The 23,413-nt window shown below is 72.3% G+C and carries 26 protein-coding genes; 11 read left to right on the top strand and 15 right to left on the bottom strand.

Annotated elements, in window-relative coordinates:
- Nucleotides 1-47 precede the first annotated feature (47 nt).
- Together ACQ1X7_RS17495 and ACQ1X7_RS17490 are read right to left on the bottom strand one after the other, a co-directional pair.
- A complete protein-coding gene (locus tag ACQ1X7_RS17495) occupies nt 48-701 on the bottom strand; it encodes an alpha/beta hydrolase family protein (RefSeq protein WP_432479509.1) in 654 nt (217 codons plus the stop codon).
- On the bottom strand, nt 698-1,453 hold the full coding sequence (locus ACQ1X7_RS17490) for an SOS response-associated peptidase (RefSeq protein WP_432479508.1): 756 nt from the start codon (nt 1,451-1,453) through the stop codon (nt 698-700). Before ACQ1X7_RS17490 ends, ACQ1X7_RS17495 begins: the two co-directional genes overlap by 4 nt.
- Before the next feature lie 80 nt (nt 1,454-1,533).
- Here ACQ1X7_RS17490 and ACQ1X7_RS17485 point away from each other — a divergent pair, with 80 nt between their 5' ends.
- The 3 genes from ACQ1X7_RS17485 to rsgA all read left to right on the top strand — a co-directional run bounded on the left by ACQ1X7_RS17485 (nt 1,534) and on the right by rsgA (nt 4,587).
- Complete coding sequence (locus tag ACQ1X7_RS17485) at nt 1,534-2,064, top strand: DoxX family protein (RefSeq protein WP_432479507.1); 531 nt, start codon at nt 1,534-1,536, stop codon at nt 2,062-2,064.
- 164 nt (nt 2,065-2,228) lie between these two features.
- Complete coding sequence (aroA, locus tag ACQ1X7_RS17480) at nt 2,229-3,500, top strand: 3-phosphoshikimate 1-carboxyvinyltransferase (RefSeq protein ID WP_432479506.1); 1,272 nt, start codon at nt 2,229-2,231, stop codon at nt 3,498-3,500.
- Between the two features lie 85 nt (nt 3,501-3,585).
- A complete protein-coding gene (gene rsgA, locus ACQ1X7_RS17475; protein WP_432479581.1) occupies nt 3,586-4,587 on the top strand; it encodes a ribosome small subunit-dependent GTPase A in 1,002 nt (333 codons plus the stop codon).
- 7 nt (nt 4,588-4,594) lie between these two features.
- On the opposite strand, the gene ACQ1X7_RS17470 is transcribed toward rsgA, so the two are convergent.
- Nucleotides 4,595-5,047: a hypothetical protein gene (locus tag ACQ1X7_RS17470; protein WP_432479505.1), complete on the bottom strand. Its 453-nt coding sequence runs from the start codon at nt 5,045-5,047 to the stop codon at nt 4,595-4,597.
- A gap of 104 nt (nt 5,048-5,151) precedes the next feature.
- On the opposite strand from ACQ1X7_RS17470, the gene ACQ1X7_RS17465 reads away from it, so the two are divergent.
- The 4 genes from ACQ1X7_RS17465 to ACQ1X7_RS17450 are packed head-to-tail and all read left to right on the top strand — an operon-like array spanning nt 5,152 to nt 7,675.
- Nucleotides 5,152-6,015, top strand: coding sequence for an inositol monophosphatase family protein (locus ACQ1X7_RS17465; protein ID WP_432479504.1), 864 nt, complete (start codon nt 5,152-5,154; stop codon nt 6,013-6,015).
- A gap of 44 nt (nt 6,016-6,059) precedes the next feature.
- Nucleotides 6,060-6,491 (top strand): CBS domain-containing protein, encoded by a 432-nt coding sequence (locus ACQ1X7_RS17460; RefSeq protein WP_432479503.1) that lies wholly within the window; start codon nt 6,060-6,062, stop codon nt 6,489-6,491.
- Between the two features lie 35 nt (nt 6,492-6,526).
- Nucleotides 6,527-7,279 carry a ZIP family metal transporter gene (locus ACQ1X7_RS17455; protein WP_432479502.1) on the top strand — a complete coding sequence of 251 codons (753 nt, stop codon included), beginning with the start codon at nt 6,527-6,529 and terminating at the stop codon, nt 7,277-7,279.
- A 27-nt stretch (nt 7,280-7,306) separates the two neighbouring features.
- On the top strand, nt 7,307-7,675 hold the full coding sequence (locus ACQ1X7_RS17450) for an FKBP-type peptidyl-prolyl cis-trans isomerase (RefSeq protein WP_432479501.1): 369 nt from the start codon (nt 7,307-7,309) through the stop codon (nt 7,673-7,675).
- A 75-nt stretch (nt 7,676-7,750) separates the two neighbouring features.
- Here the strand turns inward: ACQ1X7_RS17450 and ACQ1X7_RS17445 are convergent, their stop codons facing one another.
- The 3 genes from ACQ1X7_RS17445 to ACQ1X7_RS17435 all read right to left on the bottom strand — a co-directional run bounded on the left by ACQ1X7_RS17445 (nt 7,751) and on the right by ACQ1X7_RS17435 (nt 11,216).
- Complete coding sequence (locus ACQ1X7_RS17445) at nt 7,751-9,595, bottom strand: bifunctional metallophosphatase/5'-nucleotidase (protein ID WP_432479500.1); 1,845 nt, start codon at nt 9,593-9,595, stop codon at nt 7,751-7,753.
- Between the two features lie 89 nt (nt 9,596-9,684).
- Entirely contained in the window at nt 9,685-9,909 is a 225-nt protein-coding gene (locus ACQ1X7_RS17440; protein WP_432479580.1) for an RNA-binding S4 domain-containing protein, read from the bottom strand.
- A 20-nt stretch (nt 9,910-9,929) separates the two neighbouring features.
- Nucleotides 9,930-11,216, bottom strand: coding sequence for a DUF445 domain-containing protein (locus ACQ1X7_RS17435; protein WP_432479499.1), 1,287 nt, complete (start codon nt 11,214-11,216; stop codon nt 9,930-9,932).
- A 48-nt stretch (nt 11,217-11,264) separates the two neighbouring features.
- Here ACQ1X7_RS17435 and ACQ1X7_RS17430 point away from each other — a divergent pair, with 48 nt between their 5' ends.
- Nucleotides 11,265-11,663, top strand: a complete 399-nt coding sequence (locus tag ACQ1X7_RS17430; protein ID WP_432479498.1) for an adenylyltransferase/cytidyltransferase family protein — start codon at nt 11,265-11,267, stop codon at nt 11,661-11,663.
- A gap of 9 nt (nt 11,664-11,672) precedes the next feature.
- Here ACQ1X7_RS17430 and ACQ1X7_RS17425 read toward each other — a convergent pair whose 3' ends face one another.
- On the bottom strand, nt 11,673-12,887 hold the full coding sequence (locus ACQ1X7_RS17425; RefSeq protein ID WP_432479497.1) for an endonuclease/exonuclease/phosphatase family protein: 1,215 nt from the start codon (nt 12,885-12,887) through the stop codon (nt 11,673-11,675).
- Nucleotides 12,888-12,954: 67 nt separating this feature from the next.
- Nucleotides 12,955-13,548: a helix-turn-helix domain-containing protein gene (locus ACQ1X7_RS17420; protein WP_432479496.1), complete on the bottom strand. Its 594-nt coding sequence runs from the start codon at nt 13,546-13,548 to the stop codon at nt 12,955-12,957.
- 66 nt (nt 13,549-13,614) lie between these two features.
- Here ACQ1X7_RS17420 and ACQ1X7_RS17415 point away from each other — a divergent pair, with 66 nt between their 5' ends.
- Nucleotides 13,615-14,565: an NAD(P)/FAD-dependent oxidoreductase gene (locus ACQ1X7_RS17415; RefSeq protein ID WP_432479495.1), complete on the top strand. Its 951-nt coding sequence runs from the start codon at nt 13,615-13,617 to the stop codon at nt 14,563-14,565.
- Here the strand turns inward: ACQ1X7_RS17415 and ACQ1X7_RS17410 are convergent.
- Together ACQ1X7_RS17410 and ACQ1X7_RS17405 are read right to left on the bottom strand one after the other, a co-directional pair.
- Nucleotides 14,552-14,962, bottom strand: a complete 411-nt coding sequence (locus tag ACQ1X7_RS17410; protein WP_432479494.1) for a hypothetical protein — start codon at nt 14,960-14,962, stop codon at nt 14,552-14,554. The two genes, ACQ1X7_RS17415 and ACQ1X7_RS17410, sit on opposite strands and share 14 nt — an antisense overlap.
- 55 nt (nt 14,963-15,017) lie before the next feature.
- A complete protein-coding gene (locus ACQ1X7_RS17405) occupies nt 15,018-16,475 on the bottom strand; it encodes a sodium:solute symporter family protein (protein WP_432479493.1) in 1,458 nt (485 codons plus the stop codon).
- Nucleotides 16,476-16,631: 156 nt separating this feature from the next.
- Between ACQ1X7_RS17405 and ACQ1X7_RS17400 the strand changes: the two genes are divergently transcribed.
- The gene (locus ACQ1X7_RS17400; RefSeq protein ID WP_432479492.1) at nt 16,632-17,282 is read left to right on the top strand and encodes a TetR family transcriptional regulator; all 651 of its coding nucleotides are present in this window, start codon (nt 16,632-16,634) and stop codon (nt 17,280-17,282) included.
- 30 nt (nt 17,283-17,312) lie between these two features.
- Here the strand turns inward: ACQ1X7_RS17400 and paaE are convergent, their stop codons facing one another.
- Genes paaE through paaA form a run of 5 tightly spaced genes read right to left on the bottom strand, consistent with a single transcriptional unit; the run spans nt 17,313 to nt 21,218 of the window.
- Nucleotides 17,313-18,377, bottom strand: a complete 1,065-nt coding sequence (gene paaE / locus ACQ1X7_RS17395; RefSeq protein WP_432479491.1) for a 1,2-phenylacetyl-CoA epoxidase subunit PaaE — start codon at nt 18,375-18,377, stop codon at nt 17,313-17,315.
- Nucleotides 18,378-18,379: 2 nt separating this feature from the next.
- Nucleotides 18,380-18,898, bottom strand: coding sequence for a 1,2-phenylacetyl-CoA epoxidase subunit PaaD (gene paaD, locus ACQ1X7_RS17390; RefSeq protein ID WP_432479490.1), 519 nt, complete (start codon nt 18,896-18,898; stop codon nt 18,380-18,382).
- Nucleotides 18,895-19,848 carry a 1,2-phenylacetyl-CoA epoxidase subunit PaaC gene (gene paaC / locus ACQ1X7_RS17385; protein WP_432479489.1) on the bottom strand — a complete coding sequence of 318 codons (954 nt, stop codon included), beginning with the start codon at nt 19,846-19,848 and terminating at the stop codon, nt 18,895-18,897. The genes paaD and paaC overlap by 4 nt, the downstream gene beginning before the upstream one ends.
- Nucleotides 19,849-19,866: 18 nt before the next feature.
- Nucleotides 19,867-20,163, bottom strand: coding sequence for a 1,2-phenylacetyl-CoA epoxidase subunit PaaB (gene paaB, locus ACQ1X7_RS17380; protein ID WP_432479488.1), 297 nt, complete (start codon nt 20,161-20,163; stop codon nt 19,867-19,869).
- A gap of 14 nt (nt 20,164-20,177) precedes the next feature.
- Entirely contained in the window at nt 20,178-21,218 is a 1,041-nt protein-coding gene (paaA, locus tag ACQ1X7_RS17375; RefSeq protein WP_432479487.1) for a 1,2-phenylacetyl-CoA epoxidase subunit PaaA, read from the bottom strand.
- A 132-nt stretch (nt 21,219-21,350) separates the two neighbouring features.
- Here paaA and paaZ point away from each other — a divergent pair, with 132 nt between their 5' ends.
- Nucleotides 21,351-23,396 (top strand): phenylacetic acid degradation bifunctional protein PaaZ, encoded by a 2,046-nt coding sequence (gene paaZ, locus ACQ1X7_RS17370; RefSeq protein WP_432479486.1) that lies wholly within the window; start codon nt 21,351-21,353, stop codon nt 23,394-23,396.
- Nucleotides 23,397-23,413: the final 17 nt, after the last annotated feature.

Raw genomic sequence — 23,413 nt, 5'->3', positions numbered from 1 at the left:
GCGGTGTCGGGGCGATCCATCGTTGCGAGCACTCCCGACCAACGCCCTCAGAGCCCGGCTGATTCCCCGACCACCTCGCGGACGATCCACTCCAGCGTCGCCTCGACCACGATCGCCAGGGCGTCGTCCTGGCTGACGGCACCGCTCCTCGGCACCTTGAACCCGTGGTCACCGCCGGGCACCACCGCCATGTCGACGTGCTCCAGGCCGTCGGGAAACTCCTCCGGCGCGCCGAACGTGTCGCGCTCGCCCTGCACCACCAGGGTCGGGACGCCGGCGCTCGCGAGCTCGCCGAGGCGACTCTTCTCGGGCTTGCCCGGCGGGTGCAGCGGGAAGGAGAGGGCCAGGCACCCGGCGGCACCGAGCTCCTGCGCGGTGCGGCACGCGGAGCGGGCGCCGGCCGAGCGTCCGCCCACGACCAGCGGGCCGGTGGGTCGCAACCGGGCTGCGGCCGCCCGCAGCCCGTCGTCGAGCGTCGGCGGCGGGGTGGCGACCTTGCGTCCGGCCACCACCCACGGCTGGTCGAACAGCACGACCGTGATCCCGTTGCGGGGGAGGTCGGCGGCCAGGGCCTGCAGGTCGCGGCTGCCGACACCGGCTCCGGCTCCGTGGCTGAGCAGCAGTGTCGCCGTCGGGCGACGGGCCCGGAACGTGAAGGAGCGGCCGTCCCCGTGGGGGGTCGCCACCCTGGACTCCCTCATGCCAGCGACTCCTCGAGCGGGATCGGCTCGACCAGCTCGGGGCCGTTGTTGCGCACGTTGCTGACCAGCGTGGACACGGGGAACGCCTCGAGCCGACCGGGGGCGGCCGGGACCAGCAGCGACAGCAGGTCGTCGGTCGTGTCGGTCGCGGGATCGAGCCACGCGCCCCACCGCTCTCGCTCCACCATGAGCGGCATCCGGTCGTGGATATGGCCGACGGAGTCCTCGGCCTGGGTGGTGAGCACCGTGCAGGTCCACCGGAACCGCTCCGGGTCGTCGTCGTCGCGGGTGGGGTCGCGCCAGATCTCGTAGAGCCCCGCCATCGCCAGCACCCCGCCGTCGGCGGGCCGGATGAAGAACGGCTGCTTGCGCGGCTTGCCGGCCTTCGTCTTCTGGCTCGTGGGGTACCACTCGAAGTAGCCGTCGGCCGGCAGCAGGCACCGGCGGCTGGCGAAGGCCCGCTTGAAGGCGGGCTTCTCGGCCACCGTCTCCATCCGCGCGTTGATCATCCGGTTGCCGATCGCGGGGTCCTTGGCCCACGACGGGACCAGGCCCCAGCGCAGCGCCCGGAGCTGACGTTGCGGGTCGTCGGCGGAGTCGCGGGAGGGCTTGCGCTCCATCACCGCGTAGACCTCCTTGGTGGGGGCCACGTTGTAGTCGGCCTCGATCGGCCTCTCCAGCCGGCTGTCGACGACCTCGAACTCCTCGATCAGGTCCTCGGGCTTCCGGCTCGAGGCGTAGCGACCGCACATGGGGACACCCTAGGCGCAGCGCGGGACGCCCGGGCCGGACGGCCGACGTCCGTCTCGCGCGCATCGTGTAGGAAGGGACCATGACGATCTCGCGACTGCTCGCCCGGCCGATGCTCGCCTCCATGTTCGTGGTGGGTGGGGTCAACGCCCTGCGCGACGCCGAGGGCCGCGCCCGAGCGGCGGCACCGGTGACCGAGAAGCTGGTCCCCCTGGCCGAGCGGGTGCTGCCGCAGGCACCGATCCCCACCGAGCCGGTCACCCTGGTCCGGATCAACGCCCTCGCCCAGGTCGGGGCCGGCCTGCTGCTCGCCAGCGGACGCGCCCCGCGCCTCTCGGCGACAGTGCTGGCCGCGTCGCTGGTCCCGACCACGGCGGCCGGCCACCGCTTCTGGGAGGAGACCGACCCCGCCCAGCGCGCCAACCAGAAGGTCCACTTCTTCAAGAACGTGTCGATGCTGGGCGGCCTGATCATCGCGGCCGGCGACACCGAGGGGAAGCCCGGCGTGGTGTGGCGCACCCGCCGCGCCGCGCGCGACGCACGCCGCGAGGCCAAGCACCTCGCTGCGACCGCCCGTCGCGAGGCGAAGTTGGCCGCCGCCCAGCTCTCCTGATCGCGGGCTCCGGCGCACTGCGACCTGCTCCGCTGAGCGACCCAGCTCCGACCTGCCCCGCTCAGCGACCCAGCTCCGACCTGCTCCGCTGAGCGACCCAGCTCCCAGCGGCCCTGACGCGGCCGATCGGGACCGCCGGACCCGGCCGCAGATACCCTGCCCGGGTGACGACCAGCACCGGGCTCGCCGACCCCTGGCCGGCGCCGCGCGCCCGGATGCCCGTCGACGTGGACGTGTCGCTGCCCGGCAGCAAGTCGCTCACCAACCGGGCGCTGGTGCTCGCCGCCCTCGCCGACGGCCCGTCCGTCGTACGCCGTCCGCTGGTCTCGCGTGACTCCACCCTCATGGTCGGCGGACTCCGCGCGATGGGCTGCGAGGTCGACACCGGGCGTGACGACTGGACTGTGACGCCCACGTCCCTGCGCGGCCCGGCCACCGTCGACTGCGGCCTCGCGGGCACCGTGATGCGCTTCCTGCCGCCCGTGGCGGGCCTGGCGGCCGGACGTGTCGACTTCGACGGCGACGCCCACATGCGCCGACGCCCGGTCGGTGAGGTGCTGTCGGCGCTGCGGACTCTGGGTGTGTCCGTGGAGGGCGACGCGCTGCCGTTCGGGGTCCTCGGGGACGGCGCCGTCCCTGGCGGCGCCGTCACCATCGACGCCAGCGCGTCCTCGCAGTTCGTCTCCGCGCTGCTGCTCGCCGGCGCCCGGTTCGACTCCGGCGTCGACGTCCGCCACGCCGGCCCGCCCGTCCCGTCGCTCCCCCACGTCGCCATGACCGTCGCACTGCTCCGCGAGCACGGGGTGGACGTCGACGACCGCGAGGCCGACCGCTGGCGGGTGTCCCCCGGCCCGATCGCGGCCCAGGACCGGACCATCGAGCCGGACCTGTCGAACGCCGCCCCCTTCCTGGCCCTGGCCGCGGTCAGCGGCGGCACCGTGACGGTCCGCGACTGGCCTCGCGCGACCACGCAGGCCGGCGACGCCCTGCGCGCGATCCTCGCCGAGATGGGATGCGAGGTGGGGTTCACCGAGGAGGGGCTCCGAGTCACCGGCAGCGGCGCGATCCACGGCGTCGACCTCGACCTGCACGACGTCGGCGAGCTCACCCCTGCCGTGGCCGCGCTGTGCGCGCTCGCCGACTCCCCCTCGCACCTGCGCGGCATCGGCCACATCCGGGGCCACGAGACCGACCGGCTCGCCGCCCTCGCCCGCGAGCTCGGCGGACTCGGCGCCGACGTGACCGAGCACCCCGACGGGCTGTCGTTCCGGCCGGCCCGCCTCCACGGCGGCACCTTCGGGACCTACGCCGACCACCGGATGGCCCATGCCGGCGTCATCGTCGGCGCCGCGGTCGACGACGTGGCGGTGGCCGACGTCGGGACCACCTCCAAGACCTTCACCGACTTCCCCGGCTTCTGGGCGGCCCTGCTGTGATGTGCGAGCCGAGGCAGGCGCGGAACGCGCGGGGCTCGTCGCGAGCCAGATTGAGCAAGCCCCACGACCGAGGAACGAGGTCGTGATGGGCGCGTCGAAATCAGGTCGTTACACCGAGCACGATCACGAGCACTACGAGCGCCCCCGCCGGCGCACCCGCCCCCGGACCAAGGAGCGCCCGACCTACGACGACGCCGTCGACGGGACCGTGGTGACCGTCGACCGCGGCCGCTACACGCTCCTGGTCGGCCACAGCACGGTCACCGCGATGAAGGCCCGTCCGTTGGGGCGCAAGGGCGTGGTCGTCGGCGACCGGGTCCGGGTGGTCGGCGACGTGTCGGGGGCCGACGGGGCGCTGGCCCGGATCGTCGAGGTCGCCGAGCGCACCACGGTGCTGCGCCGCACCGCCGACGACGACGACCCGGTGGAGCGCGTGATCGTCGCCAACGCCGACCAGCTCGTCGTCGTCACCGCGCTCGCCGACCCCGAGCCACGGCCGCGGCTGATCGACCGGGCGCTCGTGGCGGCGTACGACGCCGGCATGCGGCCGCTGCTGTGCCTGACCAAGGCCGACCTCGCCGACCCCGAGACGCTGCTCTCGACCTACCGCTCCCTGGGAGTCCCGTGGGTGGTCACCCACAAGGGCGGCGACCTGGGCGAGCTCCGCGACGCGCTGCGCGGCCGCACCAGCGTGCTGATCGGCCACAGCGGCGTGGGCAAGTCGACGCTGGTCAACGCGCTGGTGCCCGACGCGGACCGCGCGATCGGGCACGTCAACGCCGTCACCGGCCGCGGTCGGCACACCTCCACCTCGGCGCTGATGCTGGCGCTCCCCGAGGACGGTGGCTGGATCGTCGACACCCCCGGCATCCGGTCGTTCGGCCTGGCCCACGTCGAGCCGGAGTCGCTGATCGAGGCGTTCCCGGACCTCGACGAGATGACCGAGGACTGCCCACGCGGCTGCACCCACGGCGCCGACGAGCCCGAGTGCGGGCTCGACGCGGCGGTCGCCGCGGGCGAGGCGGACGCGGAGCGGGTCGAGTCGTTCCGGAGGCTTCTGGCGGCGCGGAGCGAGCCGGCCTACTAGCGGAGGTCTAGAACAGCTCGAGGATCTGGTCCAGCAGCACCCGGGCGCCTGAGTCGCTGCTGAGCACCACGAGCACCAGCACCACGACCGAGAACCCGGTGAGCAGCAAGGGCAGGACGGTGCGCAGCGCGCCGGTACGCGGGTTGAGCAGCCCGGTGAGCACGGCCACCACGAAGAAGCCGACGCCCGGCAGGAGCAGCCGGTCGGCGTACTCGAGGTGGGGCGCGACGATCGGGTCGTCGGCCAGGCTGGGGTGGGCCTCCACGAGGCGGCGCCCGCTCAGGTAGGCGCCGAGGACGGCGGCCAGGGTCAGCGTCGCCCCGCCGAGCATCGGCTTGCGCCACAGGTCGCGGCGGTCGACCAGCACCGCGTAGAGGATGCCGAGGACCGGCCCGAGGACGCCGAGCGCCACCGCGGCGTACGCCGCCGCGACGTGCATCGAGTCCGGGTCGAGGTCCATGCTGGAAAGGTAACCGGCCGGGGGCGCCGGCGAGGCCGAAACGGGAGAACCCGTCCCGGGTGCGTGCGGCGGCCCCGAGGCCGGTTCGGCATAGTGTGAGCGCCGTGCCCGACTACACCGACGACCTCCGACTGGCCCACGTGCTGGCCGACGACGCCGACTCGCTGACGACGGGACGCTTCAAGGCACTCGACCTGCACGTGATGAGCAAGCCGGACCTCACGCCCGTGACCGACGCCGACCAGGCCGTCGAGGACAGCATCCGTCGCACCCTCTCGCGGGTGCGCTCGCGCGACGCCGTCGTCGGCGAGGAGGGCGGCTCCTCCGGGCACAGCCAGCGGCGGTGGGTGGTCGACCCGATCGACGGCACCAAGAACTTCGTGCGCGGCGTCCCGGTCTGGGCCACCCTGGTCGCGCTCGTCGTCGACGACGAGGTGGTCCTGGGCGTCGTCTCGGCGCCCCAGCTGCAGCGCCGCTGGTGGGCCTCCGCCGGCCACGGTGCGTGGACCGGCCGGTCCCTGCTCAAGGCGACCCGCTGCCAGGTCTCCGACGTACGCCGCCTCGACGACGCGTCGCTGTCGTACTCGAACCTGTCGGGCTGGGACGAGCGCGACCGGCTCGACGACTTCCTGTCGCTGGCGCGCCGGTGCTGGCGCACACGTGCGTACGGCGACTTCTGGTCCTACATGCTGCTCGCCGAGGGCGCCGTGGACCTGGCCGCCGAGCCCGAGCTGGAGCTCTACGACATGGCCGCGCTCGACGTGATCGTCCGGGAGGCCGGCGGCCGGTTCTCCTCCCTCGACGGGACCGACGGCCCGTTCGGGGGCAACGCCCTGGCCTCCAACGGCCACCTCCACGACGCCGCGCTGGCGTTCCTGGGGTCGCTGCCCGACGACGAGGACGACCCGGACGCGCCGCCCCGACGTCACGGTTCGGTCTCGGAGCTGCGGCGACCTCCACCGGAGTGAGAATCGAGGTTCCGGTGGGCCCGGGCACGGGCTAGCGTGGACACATGCGCATCCGCGAAGTGCTCGGGTCGAAGGCCAGCCAGGACGTCGTCACGATCACCCCGGACGCGGGGGTACGAGACCTGATCGCACTGCTCGCCGAGCACAACGTCGGCGCGCTCATCGTCAGCACCGACGGCGCGACCGTCGACGGCATCGTGAGCGAGCGTGACGTCGTCCGCCACCTCCACCACGACGGGACCGTCATCAACAACACCGTCGGTGCGATCATGACCACCGACGTCGAGACGTGCGACTCCGACACGCTGCTCGACGACCTGATGAAGACGATGACCGACCGGCGGATCAGGCACGTGCCCGTCGTCGACGACGGCCAGCTGGTCGGCGTCGTGTCGATCGGCGACATCGTCAAGCACCGGATCGACCAGCTCCAGTTCGAGCGGGACCAGCTCGACAGCTACGTGCACCAGTCCTGACCCGGCCGTGCCGGCCGTGAACGGCGAGGCCCGGCGTGCCTGACTGGGTCGAGGCCGGGTTGTGGGGCCTGCTGGCGGGCAGTGCCCTCGTGGTCGGTGCCGCGATCGCGTGGCTGGTCGACCTGCCGCGGACCCTGGTGGCCTCGGTCATGGCCTTCGGCTCCGGCGTGCTGCTGTCGGCCCTCGCCTTCGAGCTGGTCGACGAGGCCGAGCGGAGCGCGGGCCTGGTCCCGACCGTCGTCGGCATGCTCGGCGGAGCCGTGGTCTACGTCGCCGCCAACGTGGTGCTCGCCCGGCACGGCGCCCGGCACCGCAAGCGGTCGGGCGACCAGCAGCCCTCGGAGGAGGACCAGCGCGGCAGCGGCACCGCCATCGCGATCGGCGCGCTGCTCGACGGGGTTCCCGAGTCGGTCGTGCTCGGGCTCTCGCTCCTGCCCGGTGGCGGCGTCGGGGTCGCGGTCCTCGTCTCGATCGCGGTGTCGAACCTCCCCGAGGGCCTCTCCAGCGCTGCCGGCATGCGGCGCAGCGGCCGCAGCGCGGCGTACGTGTTCGGCGTCTGGGGCGGGATCGCGGTCGCCAGCGGGCTCGCCGGGGCGACGGGCGTGCTGCTGCTCGACGGTGCGTCCGCCGCGACGGTGGCCCTGATCACCGCGGTGGCCGCAGGGGCGATCCTCGCGATGGTGGCCGACACGATGATCCCGGAGGCCTTCGAGCGCACCCACCTCTACACGGGGCTGATCGCCTCCCTCGGCTTCGTGGTCTCCTTCACCCTCTCCCGTGCGGCGTGAGCAGGGCGGTCGGCTAGCGTGGCCGGCATGGAGAAGCCCGAGATCGACTTCGTCGACCCCGAACCGCCCACCGACCTCGTCGTCGTCGAGCTCAGCGAGGGGGACGGCGCGGAGGCCACCTCCGGCGCGACCGTGTCGGTCCACTACGTCGGGGTGGCCCACTCGACCGGCGAGGAGTTCGACGCGTCCTACAACCGCGGCACCCCGCTCCAATTCCGGCTGGGCGTCGGCCAGGTCATCGCCGGCTGGGACCAGGGCGTGCAGGGCATGAAGGTCGGCGGCCGACGCCAGCTCGTCATCCCGCCCCACCTCGCGTACGGCGACCGCGGGGCCGGGGGCGTGATCAAGCCCGGCGAGACCCTGGTCTTCGTGGTCGACCTCGTCGACGTCGGTTGAGGGGACCCGCCGCACGGACGGCAACGGGGCCGGCGCTGTGCGCCGGCCCCGTCGTCGTTCCCGTCCTGCCCCGGATCAGGGCTGCTGCGAGATCCGGTCGGTCGGGGTCGGCTCGACCGGGTCGTTGGCGAGCAGGTACTCGCGCAGCGAGTCGATGTCGAGGCCGCCGTTGACGCGGTCCGCGCCGGCCGCGAAGCCGGAGAAGTTGTCGCCGCCGTCCATGATGAAGTTGTTGGCGGCCACGCGGTACTCCGTGTTGTCCTCCAACGGCACCATGTCGGTCGCCGGGTCGCCGTCGTCGTCGACCATCACGTCACCCACGAGGGCGTCCGCACCCGTCTCGAGCGCTGTGGAAAGGTCCCAGGTGTACTCGAGGCCGGACACCTGCAGGATCTTGCGGTTGGTGCCCTCGTTGCCGCCGTTCCACTGCTGGTTGAGGATCGCCTTGATCTCGGTGCCGGAGAGAGTGGTCGCTGCGACCAGGTTGTTGAACGGCTGCACCGAGAACGCGGCGCCGTACGTGATGTCGCCGTCGCTGTTCTCGAGCAGATCGGCCCGGATGCCACCGGGGTTCATCAGCGCGATCACCGGCGCGTTGTCTCCCCCGAGCGTGGCGTCGGCCTTCTGCGCGTCGGCGATCAGGTTGCCGAGCGGGGAGTCGCCGCCGTCGGCGTCGGCCGTCCGGGTGATCGACTGGTCGGGCGTCCCCTCGGGAGCGATGTGGCCGATGACCTCGTCACGGATCGGCGCCACCAGCTCGGTGTAGCGCGCGATCAGATTCAGGATGCCCTTGGCCTGCGGCTCGCCCTCGCCGTTCTCGACGATCATGTTCTGGGCGTACGCCGCCGGCCGCACGATGTCACCGGACTTCGGGTCGATCAGGAAGTGCAGCTTCGAGACCATGCGTCCGAAGGACGAGGCGCTCGTGAGCAGACGCGGGTTCCCCTTCGGGTCCTCGACCACGCAGTTGTACGGCTGGTGGGTGTGGCCGCTGACCACGGCGTCGATCGCGGGCTTGAGGTTCTCGGCGATCTCCAGGCCGGGTCCGGAGACCCCGGTGCAGTCGTTGTACGCCGTGGCGTCGCCCGGCTGCACCCCCTCGTGGAGCAGCACGATGATCGACCTGACGCCCCTCTGACGCAGCTCCGGCACCAGGGCGTTGGCCGTCTTGACCTCGTCGTCGAAGTCGATCTCCTCGATCCCGGAGGGCGACACGATCGTGTCGGTGGCCTCCAGCGTCATGCCGATGAAGGCGACCCTCTCGCCCTGCACCTGCTTGATGCTGTACTCCGGGAAGACGGTCGGGCTCGTGCGGTCGCCCTGCTCCTTCCAGACCACGTTGGCGCCGAGGTAGCGGAAGTCGGCACCCTCGAAGTCCTTGCCTCCGGGGCAGGAGTCGGCGCCGTTCTCGCCGTCGCCGTCGTCGAGGCAGCCGCCCTTCTGCATCCGCTTCAGCTCGCGCCAGCCCTCGTCGAACTCGTGGTTGCCGACCGAGGCGACCTGGAGCCCCATCTTGTTCATCGCCTCGATCGTCGGCTCGTCGTGGAACGCGGCCGACAGCAGCGGGCTGGCACCGATCAGGTCGCCGGCAGCGACGGTGATGGGCGTGGCGCCCGCGGCACGCGACTTGGCGCGCTCCTCGTTCAGCAGGGCGGCCAGGTAGGCGGCACCGCCGGCCGGGGTGTTGTTGATCCGGCCGCTGGAGCTGCTGGACGGCACGACCTCGAGGTTGCCGTGGAAGTCGTTGAGGGCGAGCAGGTCGAGCTTGACGTACTTGTCCGCTGCGGCCTTGGCGGTGTAGGTGCGACGGGCGTCGCGGCCCTGGTCCGCCGTGGCGGCGGCAAGCGATCCGGCGGCCAGCGAGGCGGCCGCGATGATCGCGAGCGCACCGCCCTTCGCCCGACGTGAGCTGAACGGCATGAGCAGTCCCTTCAGAAGTGGTTGACGCGCGCAACGTAATCGGTGGACCACGCCGGCGCCACCATTTCCGGGTGACGGTTTGGTGTCGGTCACCAGGGCAGGTCGTCCAGCGCGTCCGACGGGCCGGCCACCCGAGCCGCGACGCCGCCCAGCTCCACCACGTCACCCCGGCCCAGCTGTCGCCCGCGGCGCGTCTCGACCTCGCCGTTGACCCGGACCAGTCCGGACTGGACGGCGGGCTTCGCGTCGGCCCCGCTCTCGACCAGGTTGGCCAGCTTGAGGAACTGGCCGAGCCGGATCGACTCGTCGTGGATCGGGACGTCGACGGGGGCGCTCACAGCAGCACCGACACCGCGTGGATCAGGACGCCGACCAGTCCACCGACGATGGTGCCGTTGATCCGGATGAACTGGAGGTCCCGGCCGACGTGGAGCTCGATCCGCCGCGCCGCCTCCTGGCCGTCCCACCGCTCGATCGTGTGGGTGATCACGGTGGTGATCTCCTCGCCGTACCGGTCGACCACGAAGACCGCGCCGTCGGCCGCGAGCCCGTCGAGGCGCCGACGCAGGTCGGCGTCGGCCACCAGCCGCTCGGCGAACCGGACGAGCTCGTCCTCGAACCGCGACCGGAGGGCGCCGTCGGGGTCGCGCAGCGCTCCGACCATGGCCGAGCGCAGCGCCTTCCAGAGCGAGACCCCCGTGGCGGTGAACTGCGGGTGGTCCAGGAGCCGGTTCTTCATCGCCTCGGCGCGGGACTGGGTGTCGGGGTCGAAGAGCAGGTCCTGCCCGAGCTGGGCCAGCATCGAGTCCAGGGCGGTGCGCGCGTGGTGGAGCGGGTCGTCGCGGATGTCGGCGATCCAGCGCACCGCCTCGAGGTGGATCCGCCCGGTCACCGCGTCGTTGAGGCGGGGCGGCGCCCACCACGGCGCCCGCTCGCTCAGCACCTCCTGCACGGTGTCGGGGTTGGCGACCAGCCAGCGGTGCAGCTCCTCCAGCGCCAGGTCGACGACACCGTGGTGGAGGTCGTCGCGCACCGCCTCGACGACGAAGCTGCCGAGCAGCGGCGCGATCGGCTCCTCCCGGAAGCGGGGCACGAGCACGGACTCCACGAGGTCGGCCACGTGGTCGTCGGTCACCTTCGCCAGGCCGAGCCCGACCACCTCGCTGACCTCGTCGACGACGCGACGGGCGTGCTCCGGCCGCACGAGCCACTCACCCACGCGGCGCGAGACCTCGGCGGCCGCGACCCGCTCGCGGATGATGGACTCCTGCAGGAAGTTCTCGCCGAAGAACTCCTGGAGGCTCCGCCCGAGGTCGTCCTTCCGCTTCGGCACCAGCGCGGTGTGCGGGATCGGCACGCCCAGCGGGTGCTTGAACAGCGCCGTCACGGCGAACCAGTCGGCGATCGCGCCGACCATCGACGCCTCCGCACCGGCGTTGACGAAGCCCAGGAAGCCGTCCTGGCCCCGGGTGAGCAGGTAGACCACCGCGGCCAGCAGCAGCAGGCCCACCGCGACGGTCCGCATCCGGCGCAGCCCGCGGCGTCGTACGGCGTCGGCGGCCGGGTTGGGGGTGATCATCGGGACCGGCCCGGTCGTCGTGGCAGTCGAAGTGGCACTCATCGACGACGATTCTCCCCCACGTCCGGGCGCTTCCTAGAATGTCGCCCCATGGAACGCACGGTGATCACCTTCGGAACGTTCGACGTCTTCCACGTCGGGCACCTCCGGATGATCGAGCGGGCTGCCGCTCTGGGCGACCGCCTGGTCGTCGGGGTGTCGGCCGACGAGCTCAACCTCCGCAAGAAGGGCCGGGAGCCGATCTTCACCGAGGCCGAGCGGGTCGAGATCGTCGCGGCCCTCAAGTGCGTCGCCGAGGTGTTCGTCGAGGAGAGCCTCGAGCTGAAGCGCGAGTACGTGTTGCGCTACGCCGCCGACGTCCTGGTGATGGGCGACGACTGGGAGGGCAAGTTCGACGAGCTCGGCGACGTCTGCGAGGTCGTCTACCTGCCGCGGACCCCCGCGGTGTCCACCACCGCCCTGATCGAGAAGATCTCGACCGGCAGCTGACCGCCGTCGTCAGCGGCGCCGCACCCGGACGTCGACCCAGACCGGGCGGTGGTCGGAGGCCGCGATCAGGTCCGCGAACGGCTGGGTGGACGTCGGCCAGAACACCCCGGACCCGAGGATCTGCAGGCCCCGTCCGGGCAGGACGTAGTCGGCGCGCAGGTTCCCCGGGGGCTCATCGAAGTCGGCGGTGTCGAACTGCGGCGGTGACTGGTGGGTCTCGTTGCCCGGCTGGGTCGCCGAGGCCTCGACCGCGCCGGCGCTGGCGGGGACCGGCTGGTCCTGCACCTTCGGGTGGTCGAGCAGCAGCTGCGCCGACCCGGGGATCGAGTCACCGTCGAGCGGGTCGGAGTTCTGGTCACCCGCGATCACGAAGTGTCCACCCCGCAGCCCGCCGCGGACGCCCTCGTCGTCGTAGATGTACGACGCCCGGCGGCCGCCGACGTAGTCGGCCCAGAACCTGATCTCGTCGTGGTTGCGGGTGCCGTTGCGGTCCTCGGGACCGTCGAACACCGGCGGCGTCGGGTGGGACACGAGGAAGTGCACCGTGCGGCGGCCGACCCGGATCGGGACGTCCCAGTGCGACTTGCTGGAGAGCCGGACGTCCTCGAGCTCCTCCGGCGAGTACCAGTCGGCGGGTGCGGCGGTCGCCGGGTCGTCCGGCAGCAGCGCACCGGGCATGTCCTTCCAGAGGAAGTTCTGGAAGGTGCGGACCTCGTGGGTGTCGATGGGGTACCTCGAGTAGACGACCATGCCGAACTGGCCGGGGAAGAACCCGAAGCCGTAGGCGTCGCCCGGGCCACCGGCCGGGCCGCCGCTGTTGTCGAGGTCGTGCCCGCTCGGGATCCCGGTGTTGGAGGGCGCGGTGAACGCGTACGGGTACTCCACCGGCGCCGCGCCGTTCTGGGAGACCTCGAGGTAGTTGTCGCGGAACAGGTCGACCGCCCGGCCCTGCTCGTCGAAGTCGAACTCGTTGATCAGCAGCACGTCGGGCGCGGTCCGCTGCACGATCTCGGCGACCTGCTGGGCCTGCGCGTTGCCGGGCGTCGACAGGTCGCTCACCAGCTGACCCTCGGCGCCGCGGTTGAGCGAGGCGTTGTAGGTCATGAACCGGACCGGACCGGGTCGGTCGGCGCCGGCCGAGGCCGGCGCGGCTCCCACCGCGGGCAGCAACCCGGCGGTGAGGGCGAGGACGGCGGCAGCGAGCGGCGTGCGATTCCGGACCATGGAAGCCAACCTAGGCCGACCGGCGCGTCCCGTCACCTGTCGCGAGGTGGCCTCCCGGTGAACTCCGTCAGCCGCCGGCGCGTGACTTCGGCCGGGCCCGCAGGTGGGCGCGCTCACCCTGACGCCCGAACAGGCTGAGCAGCTCGACCGGACGGTCGTCGGCGGCCGCGAACCAGTGCGGCACCCGGGTGTCGAACTCGGCGGCCTCGCCCGGGGCGAGCACCACGTCGTGCTCGCCGAGCACCAGCCGGAGCCGCCCGTCCATCACGTAGAGCCACTCGTACCCCTCGTGGGTCTGCGGGTCGGGCTCGGCGTGCCCCGTCCGGGCAGGCAGCACGAGCTTGTAGGCCTGGATACCACCGGCGCGGCGGGTGAGCGGCACCATCGTCATGCCGCGGGCCTGCACCGGTCGCATGTGCACCCGCGGGTCGCCGGTCGCCGGAGCGTCGACCAGCTCGTCGAGGGTCACGCCGTGGGCGCGGGCCAGCGGCAGCAACAGCTCCAGGGTGGGGCGACGCTGCCCGGACTCGAGCCGGGACAGCGTGCTGACCGAGATCCCGGTCGCCGACGACAGGTCGGCGAGGGTGGTGTCGCGGCCCTGCCTCAGCGCCCGCAGCCGCGGACCGACGCCGGCAAGAGAGGTGTCGAGCTCGTCGTCCATGGCTCCAGTTTGCCAGATCGGCAAGGGAGTTTGCTCCTGCGCCCCGGGTGCCCGCACGCTGGAGGCATGAGCGAGCAGATCCTGGACGAGTACGACGTGGTGGTGGTCGGCGGCGGCCCGGCCGGGCTGAACGGCGCGATGATGCTGGGGCGCTCCCGGCGGTCGGTGCTGGTGGTGGACGCGGGCGACCCCCGCAACGCCACCGCCGACGCCGTGCACGGCCTGCTGGGCCACGACGGCACCCCGCCCGCAGAGCTGCGCGAGCGCGGCCGTGCCGAGGTGCGCCGGTACGGCGGCCACCTGGTCGACGGCGCGGCGACCGGCGCCGCCCGGCTCGACGACGGCTTCGTGGTGTCGATCGAGGGAGGACGGACCGTCCGGGCCCGACGGCTGCTGGTGACGACGGGCCTGGCGGACGAGCTGCCCGACGTCCCCGGCCTGAGCGAGCGGTGGGGCCGGGACGTGCTGCACTGCCCCTACTGCCACGGCTGGGAGGTGCGGGACCGCGCGATCGGCGTCCTGGGCACCGGTCCGACGTCGGTCCACCAGGCCCTGCTGTTCAGCCAGCTCAGCGACGACGTCGTGCTCGTCACCCACGCCGCTCCCCCGCTCGACGACGAGCAGGCGGGGTTGGTGGCCGCCCGCGGGGTCCGGGTCGTCAGCGGCGAGGTGACCGGCGTCGAGGTGGCCGACGACCGGCTGACGGGGTTGCGGCTCTCCGACGGCACCCTCGTCGAGCGCGAGGTCGTCGCCGTCGCGACCCGGATGGTGGCGCGGGCCGGGTTCCTGGGCGACCTCGGGCTGCACCCGGTCGAGCACCCCTCCGGCATGGGGGTGCACCTGCCCGCGGAGCCCGTCACCGGACGGACCGACGTCCCCGGCGTCTGGGCGGCGGGCAACGTCGTCGACCTCTCCGCCCAGGTCGGCGCCTCGGCCGCCGCCGGCGCCATGGCCGGCGCCCACATCAACGCCGACCTGGTGATGGCCGACGCCGCGCGCCCGGTCAGTCGTCGGTGAGGCCCACGGCCACGGACGTCGGCTCCTCGAGGTCCCTGCGCAGCCAGGTCTGGTACACGACCGCGTAGAGCAGCGGCGCCACCACGCTCGTCACCGGCCAGATCAGGTACACGAAGATGGCGGTCGCGGTGGGGAGCCCCCCGAAGGATCCCTCCCGGTCCAGCGTCAGGTGCGAGGCCACGAAGAGCACGACGAGCAGGGCGCCGAACGCCGACACCCCCACGAGTCCCTGTCGCGACCACTGGTCGCGCCGGTCGAGAGCGCCCATCAGCAGGAGCACCGTGGTGAGCACGGGAACTGCGTAGTAGACCAGGGTCCACCGGTCGAAGAACATCCCGACCACCGCCACCGCGCTGGCACCGGCAACCACCGCGACCAGCTTGTCCATCCGATCCATCTCGATCACACCCTCGGGCTCGTCGGGTCCGGGCACCTCGCGCAGGTCCGCACTCTCACGCCTCCGCCAGCTCCTCGTACTTCTGCGCCGAGGTCGGCGACGGGCGCGCCAGGGAGACGGCGATGAAGACGAGGACACCGAGACAGGTGACGAGGCCTCCGGTCTGCAGGTAGGTGGGGACCGTGATGACCTCCTCGTTGGCCAGCACCGTCAGTCCCAGGTTCGAGACCAGCCCGAAGACGACCGCGACCGTGGCCGCGAGTCCGGTGGCGCGCCTCCAGTACAGCCCGAGCACGAGGGGACCGAAGATCGCCGCGGCGAATGCCGCCCACCCGATCGCACCGAGCAGGAAGACGACCTGCGAGAGGTAGAGCGCGAAGACCATCGAGCAACCCACCACCACGGCGCTCGCGATCCTCGCCCACAGCAGCTCCCGACGGACGGTGATGCCCAGTGAGCCCGTGAGGTCGCGCATGAGCGCGGAGGCACCCACCGCGATGAAGGAGTTCGCGCTGGACATGATCGCGGCCAGCAGGCCCGAGAGCACGAAGCCGGCGAACAACGGCGAGGTCATCGTGTCCAGGAACCAGGTGGTCGTGTTGTCGACGTTGTCGAACTCCGGGGCACGACCCTCGAAGGTCAGGCCACGCACGGTCAGCCCGACGCCGAGCGAGAACAGGGTGGTCACGGCGTACGCCACCGCCGCGACGAGCGCGCCCCACTTGAGCTCCGACGGCGAGCGCAGCATCAGGAACTTCGAGACCAGGTGGGGCTGCGCGACGGCACCGAGGATCGCCATCAGCACGAACGCGTAGACGTAGGTGAGCGGCTGGCTCGCGTCGAGCCGCAGGAAGGTCGGGTCGCCCTCGGCGACCGTCTCCAGCACGCCGCTCCAGCCGCCGAGCGTGTTGGTCGCCACGACGAAGGTCCCGAGGGAGATCACGATCATCAGCAGGCCCTGGATGAAGTCGGTCCAGGCACCCGCGAGCATGCCGCCGATGATCGTGTAGAGGGCCACGACGACGGAGCCGATGATCGCGCCGGTCGTCACGGAGACCCCGAGCATGAGCGCCATGATCACGCCGGTCGCAGTCACCTGCGCCGTCATGTACGCGACGGACCCGACGAACATGGCGACCGACATCCACAAGCGTGCCGACCGGTCGGCATAGCGCAGGTGGATGACGTCGGGGACGGAGTACACGTCGTAGCGCCGGGCGAGGCGGTAGAGCCGGGAGCCGAGCAGGAACCACGACAGTGCGAAGGCCAACGGCACGAACAGTGCTGCCGCCACCATCGCCTGGACGCCCCACGCGTTGGTGTTGGCGGTGTGGCCGATCATGCCGAAGCCGCTCTGGATCGAGGAGAAGGTGCCGATGGCCATCACCAGGAAGCCCAACGACTGCCCGGCCACGAGGAAGTCGCGAGAGCTGCTGACCCGGGACCGTGCCCACAAGCCGATGGCGAGCATCACGGCGAAGTAGACGAGCATGATGGCGATGACCGACGACATCTGGCGACTCCTCCTCCGGCACGCCCGAGCGGGCCGGTGTGGTGATACTACGTAGTATGATGTGACGCGGACCACCGTTGTCAACCGGCTCCTCGACCTGGATCCGGCAGGTGGAACCATGAGCACCCGACCGGTCAGGGTCAGGAGGGAGGCGCCGTGAGCGCGCAGGTCGAGGGTCCTGCACCGGGCGCCGCACGGGGCGCCGCCGCCAAGCAGCGCATCCTGGACGCGGCCGCGGAGGCGTTCATGAGACGCGGCTTCGACGCGACCACGATCGACGACATCGCCGACCAGCTCGGTGCGACCAAGGGGCTCGTCTACTACCACTTCCGGTCGAAGTTCGACCTGTTCCTCGCCGTGTACGCCGAGGCCATGCGCCGGGTGCGTGGGCGGGTCGAGCCCCACGCCGGAACCGGCGGAGCAGGACGGGAGCGCCTCACCGCGATGTCGGTCGCCCACCTGCTCAACCTGATGACCGACCTGGCCTACCACCACACGGTCCACCAGGGCGTCCGGGCCCAGGACTCCGCAGACCTGAGGGTCCGCCAGCGAGATGCCCTGATCGCGCTCAACGAGCTGCGCCAGGACTACGAGGACATGTTCCGGCGCGTGATCGATGCCGGCGTCGCGGACGGTTCACTGCGCGCGGTCGATCCCCGGCTGGCCGCCCGCGTCCTGCTGAGCAGTCTCAACGGCGTCGACCTCTGGTACCGACGCATCGACGGGCAGCCGCTCGCGGAGCTGGAGGCACTGGCGCAGGCGGTGGCCGGCCTGATGATCGACGGCCTCGCACGGTCGCCGGCGTGAGCACAGCGGGACGCGGCGGGGACGGACGGCTCACGCGTCGAAGTCGACCGTGACCTCGTCGCTGACCGGATGGGTCTGGCAGGTGAGCACGAAGCCGGCGTCCACCTCGGCGGCCTCGAGCGCGTAGTTGCGACGCATGTCGACCTCACCCTCGCGCACGAGCGCGCGGCAGGTGCCGCACACGCCGCCCTTGCAGGCGAACGGGAGGTCCGACCGGGTCGCCTGCGCCCCGTCCAGGATGGTCTGGCCGCGCGGCATCGGCGCGGTCGAGGAGAGCCCGTCGAGCACCACCGTCACCTCGGACGTCCGGCCCTCCACCACCGGGTCGGCGCGGTGCAGCTCGGGCGGCGGCTCGTCGACGTAGAACAGCTCGAAGTGCACCCGGTCGGCCGGGAAGCCGAGCTCGGCCAGCACCTCCCGGGCGTCCTGGATCATCGCGAACGGGCCGCAGAGCCAGACGTGGTCGATGGTGTCGAGCGGGACCAGCACCTGCAGCAACCGGCGGATCCGGTCGGCGTCGAGACGGCCCGAGAACAGCTCGACGTCGCGCGGCTCGCGACTGAGCACGTGCACCGTCTGGAGGCGCGGGCCGTAGCGGTTCTTGAGGTCGCCGAGGTCCTCGGCGAACATCACCGACCCGCTGGTGCGGTTGCCGTAGAGGAGCGTGACCTCCGCCTCGGAGGACGCGAGCGCCGTGCCGGCCACGGACAGCATCGGGGTGATGCCGGAGCCGGCGGCGATGCAGAGGTGCCGCCCGCCCTCCAGCAGCGCCGGGTCGGTGCAGAAGGAGCCGCCCGGCGTCTGCACCTCGAGCTCGCTGCCGGGCCCGACCTCCTCGACGAGCCACCGGGAGAACACGCCCTCGGGGATCGCGCGGACGCCGATCCGCGGCCGGGCGCCGACCGGCGCGCAGATGGAGTACTGGCGCCGCTGCTCCTGCCCGTCGACGTACCGGCGGAGGGCGAGGTTCTGACCGGCGGCGAAGGCGTAGGCGTCGGCGAGCTCGTCCGGCACGTCGAAGGTGACTGCGACCGCGTCGTCGGTGAGCCGCTCGACGTCGGCGACGGTCAGGGTGTGGAAGGCGGGGGCGGCCACGCTCAGATCTCCTTGACGTGCTCGAAGGGCTCCCGGCAGTCGGTGCAGCGGTAGAGCGCCTTGCACGCGGTCGGGCCGAACTCCGAGGTCAGCTCGACCTCGGACGAGCCGCATCGCGGGCAGCCGATCGCGCGGCGGGTCGGCAGCAGGGTGAGCGGGATCGGCCCGTCGGGTGGTGGCGCCGCTCCCGGCGGTGAGATCCCGTGGGCGGCCAGGGCCGCCCGGCCACGCTCGGTGATCCAGTCGCTCGACCACGCGGGCTGCAGCTCGACCCGGACCCGTACGTCGGCGAAGCCCGCGTCGCCCAGCCGGCGGACCAGGTCGTCGCGCATCGTGGCCATCGCCGGGCACCCGGAGTAGGTCGGCGTGATCGCCACGACGACCGCGCCGTCGGTGAGGCTCACGTCGCGCAGCACCCCCAGGTCCTCCAGCGTCAGCATCGGCATCTCGGGGTCGGTGACGGTTGCCGCGACCTCGCGGGCGCGGACCTCGTCGGCGGCCCTCACCGCCTGGGCGATCACCAGCGCCCCTGCGGGTGGGCGCGCGCGACGACCTGCATCTCGGCCAGCACCCGGCTGAGTGCCTCGGTGTGCAGCCCGTCGCGGCCGGTGCGCCCGTCGACGCCGGCGAGGGACCGGTCGGCGGGCCGTTCCACGTCGCTCGTCGCGAACACCTGGTCGAGCACCCCGTCGACCGCCGCGGCGGTAGCCGCGGGGTCGACCCCGACCCCGGCCGCGGCCATCCGGGCCTCGACCGGGTGGGTGGCGACCAGCTCGGAGTGCAACGGCCACAGCTCCTCGAGCGCGGCGAGCAGCCGACGACGCGACTCCTCGGTGCCCCGGGCGAGGGTCACGAACCAGCGGCCGGCGTAGTCGCGGTGGTAGGTCAGCTCCTTGACGCCCTTGGCGGCGACCGCGGCCAACACCGGGTCGCGGCTCCCCGCGAGCAGGAGGAACACCTCGAGCCGGGCCGTCGTGAACAGCAGCAGCCGGCACACGACGTGGGCGAAGTCGCCGTGGGGCACCTCGGTCAGGCGGACGTTGCGCAGCTCCTGCGCCTCGCGGAAGAACGCGAGCGCGTCCTCGGCGGGGACCGGCGAGCCCTCGGGCAGCACGGGGACGGCGCCCGGGTCGGCCGCCGCCGCCCTCGCCAGCAGCAGTCGCGCCTGGCCGAGCAGGTCGAGGGCGACGTTGGCGAGCGCGATGTCGTCCTCGAGGTCGGGGGCGCGGCTGCACCACTCCGAGAGCCGGTGGGACATCACGAGGGCGTCGTCACCGAGCATCAGGCAGTACGCCGCGAGGTCGCCGCCGTCGACCCCCTCGGGAACGGTCGTGTCGACGCCGGCGAGCGGGTCCTCGAAGGCGGTGCCGAAGGCCCAGTGGGAGGCGTCGCCCCCGAGCAGGCCGTCGTAGACCGACTCGTGGTCACCGACCGCCGACGGGTCGGGGGCCGAGTGGGAAGGGCTGTCCATGCTCATCATCGGCCTGCGTCACATGTGGGGGACGTCGTCGGGGATGGCGTAGAAGGTCGGGTGGCGGTAGACCTTGTCGCCGCTGGGCGCGAACAACGGGTCCTTCTCGTCGGGACTGGAGGCCGTGATCGCGTCGGCCCGGACCACCCAGATCGAGACGCCCTCGTTGCGGCGGGTGTAGACGTCGCGGGCGTGGCGCACCGCCATCTCGTCGTCGGCCGCGTGCAGCGACCCCACGTGCACGTGGTTGAGGCCGCGCTTGCCGCGGACGAACACCTCGTAGAGCGGCCACTCGGCGCGGGGTGGGGTGGTCACGGCTGCTTCCTCGCTCACTGGGTTTCGACCCGCGGTTCGGTGCCTCGCACGCTCGGCCCCGACGCTCGCTCAACCTGCGCGCGGTCTCGCCCGCGCTCCTGCGTCGCACGCGCGAACGCGCTTGCCGCCTCACGCACCCAGGCGCCGTCCTCGTGGGCGGCCCTGCGGTGGGCCATCCGCTGGGCGTTGCACGGGCCGTTGCCCTTGACCACCTGCAGGAACTCCGACCAGTCGGGCTCACCGAAGTCGTGGTGGCCCCGCTCCTCGTTCCAGCGGAGGTCCGGGTCGGGCAGGGTGACCCCGAGCGCCTCGGCCTGCGGCACCGTCATGTCGACGAACCGCTGCCGGAGCTCGTCGTTGGTGTTGCGCTTGATCCCCCAGGCCATCGACTGGGCCGTGTTGGGCGAGTCGGCGTCGGGTGGACCGAACATCATGAGCGAGGGCCACCAGAACCGGTCGACCGACTCCTGGACCATCGCCCGCTGCTCGTCGGTCCCGCGCATCATCGTGGACAGCAGCTCATACCCCTGGCGCTGGTGGAAGGACTCCTCCTTGCAGATCCGGATCATCGCCCGCCCGTAGGGGCCGAACGAGGTCCGGCACAGCGGCACCTGGTTGCAGATGGCGGCGCCGTCGACCAGCCAGCCGATGGTGCCGACGTCGGCGTACGACAGGGTCGGGTAGTTGAAGATCGAGGAGTACTTCTGGCGGCCCTCGACGAGCATCTCGGTGAGCTCGCCGCGGGAGACCCCCAGGGTCTCGCACGCGGAGTAGAGGTAGAGCCCGTGGCCGGCCTCGTCCTGCACCTTGGCCAGCAGGATCGCCTTGCGACGCAACGACGGCGCCCGGGTGATCCAGTTGCCCTCGGGCTGCATGCCGATGATCTCGGAGTGGGCGTGCTGGGCGATCTGGCGCACCAGCGTCTTCCGGTAGCCGTCGGGCATCCAGTCGCGCGGCTCGATCCGGTCGTTGCGGCCGATCGTCGCGTCGAACCCGGCCTGCAGCCGCTCGTCGTCGGGTGCGTGGGTGGCGGGTGTCGTCGGGGACGTCGTCACGTCTCCTCCAGTGGGTCGGGCGGGCGGTCTACGCTCGTCTCGGTGCTCACCTAGAGTGTTACACGCTGACGCCACCCACGCCAAGTCCCGTAACATCTCGCGTCGACCGCACCCACCGCCCAGGAGGACCCCGTGACCGACCTGCTCGAGAGCTACGCCGCTGGACGCTGGTTCCGTGCCGACGACGAGGGCACGCCCCTGCTCGACGCCGCGACGGGCGAGGTGGTCGCGCGGCTCTCCAGCACCGGGCTCGACCTGGCGGCCATGGTCACCCACGCGCGCGAGGTGGGAGGGCCGGCGCTCCGGGCGCTGACCTTCCACGAGCGGGCCACGCTGCTCAAGGAGCTGGCCACCCACCTGACCGGGCTCAAGGACGAGATGTACGCCCTCTCGACCCGCACCGGCGCCACCCACCGGGACTCCCTCGTCGACATCGACGGCGGCATCGGCACCGTGTTCTCGTTCGCCAGCAAGGGCAAGCGCGAGCTGCCCAACGACACCGTCGTGCTCGACGGGGCGCTCGAGCAGCTCGGTCGGGCCGGCACCTTCGTCGGCCAGCACGTCTGGACCTCACGTCCGGGGGTCGCAGTACAGATCAACGCGTTCAACTTCCCCGTGTGGGGGATGCTCGAGAAGCTGGCGCCGGCGTTCCTCGCCGGTCTCCCGTCGATCGTCAAGCCGGCCGGCCAGACGGCGTTCCTCACCGAGCTCGTCGTACGTCGCGTCGTGGAGTCCGGCATCCTCCCCGAGGGCACGCTGCAGCTGCTCTGCGGCAGCCCCCGCGGACTGCTCGACGAGCTCACCGTCCAGGACTCCGTCGCGTTCACCGGCTCCGCGCACACCGCCGGGTTGCTGCGCAACCACACCAACGTGCTGCACGGCGGCGTGTCCCTGGGCGTCGAGGCCGACTCGCTCAACTGCTCGATCCTGGGTCCCGACGTCACCGCCGACGACCCGGAGCTCGACCTGTTCGTCAAGGGCGTGGTCGCCGAGATGACCGTCAAGGCGGGCCAGAAGTGCACCGCCATCCGGCGCGCCCTCGTCCCGACCGCCATGGTCGGGCCGGTGACCGAGGCGATCGCGGAGCGGCTCGCGAAGGTCACCGTCGGCAACCCGGCCAGCGAGGAGGTCCGGATGGGTGCGCTGGTGAGCCTCGAGCAGCGCGAGGAGGTCCGGAAGGCGGTCCAGGCGCTGCGGTCCTCGGCCGACCTGGTCTTCGGCGATCCCGACCGGGTCGAGGTGTTCGACGCCGACGCCGAGCGCGGCGCCTTCATGTCCCCCGTCCTCCTGCGCGCCACCCGGGGTGCCGTGGAGCCCCACGACGTCGAGGCCTTCGGCCCCGTGTCGACCGTGCTCGGCTACGAGTCGGTCGGCGAGGCGGTCGAGCTCGCCGCGCGCGGCAAGGGGTCCCTGGTCGGCTCGCTGGTCACCCACGACCCCGAGGTCGTCCGCACGGTCGTGCTCGGTGTCGCACCCTGGCACGGCCGGATCCTCGTTCTCGACCGCGACGACGCGAAGGAGTCGACCGGACACGGCTCACCGCTGCCGATGCTGGTGCACGGCGGCCCCGGGCGGGCCGGCGGCGGCGAGGAGCTGGGCGGCGTCCGGGCCGTGGTCCACCACATGCAGCGCACCTCGCTGCAGGCCTCACCGGACATGATGACCGCGATCACCGGACGCTGGACGACCGGCTCGCGACGCGCGGTCGGGTCGACCCACGCCTTCCGCAGCAGCCTCGCCCAGCTCGCCGTCGGCGACACCATCCAGACCCCGGAGCGGACCGTGTCCCTCGAGGACATCGACCACTTCGCGGAGTTCACCGGCGACACCTTCTACGCCCACACCGACCCCGACGCGGCCGCGCGCAACCCGCTCTTCGGCGGCATCGTCGCCCACGGCTACCTCGTGGTCTCGCTGGCCGCCGGGCTGTTCGTCGACCCGGACCCCGGCCCGGTGCTGGCCAACTTCGGCGTCGACCACCTGCGGTTCCTCACCCCCGTCAAGGCCGGGGACACGATCCGGGTGCTGCTGACGGTCAAGCAGATCACCCCGCGCTCCTCCGCCGACTACGGCGAGGTGCGCTGGGACGCCGTCGTCCTCAACCAGGACGACGAGCCGGCGGCGACGTACGACGTGCTGACCCTGGTCGCCAAGACCTGGCCCCCCGAGGAGGACTGACCGGGGAGCCTCCCCGC

Origin of the sequence: Nocardioides sp. GXQ0305, assembly GCF_050880345.1 — a bacterium.
Taxonomy (GTDB): Bacteria; Actinomycetota; Actinomycetes; order Propionibacteriales; family Nocardioidaceae; genus Nocardioides.
The sequence above is the reverse complement of the archived record's forward strand: the minus strand, read 5'-3'. Positions and strand labels throughout refer to the sequence as shown.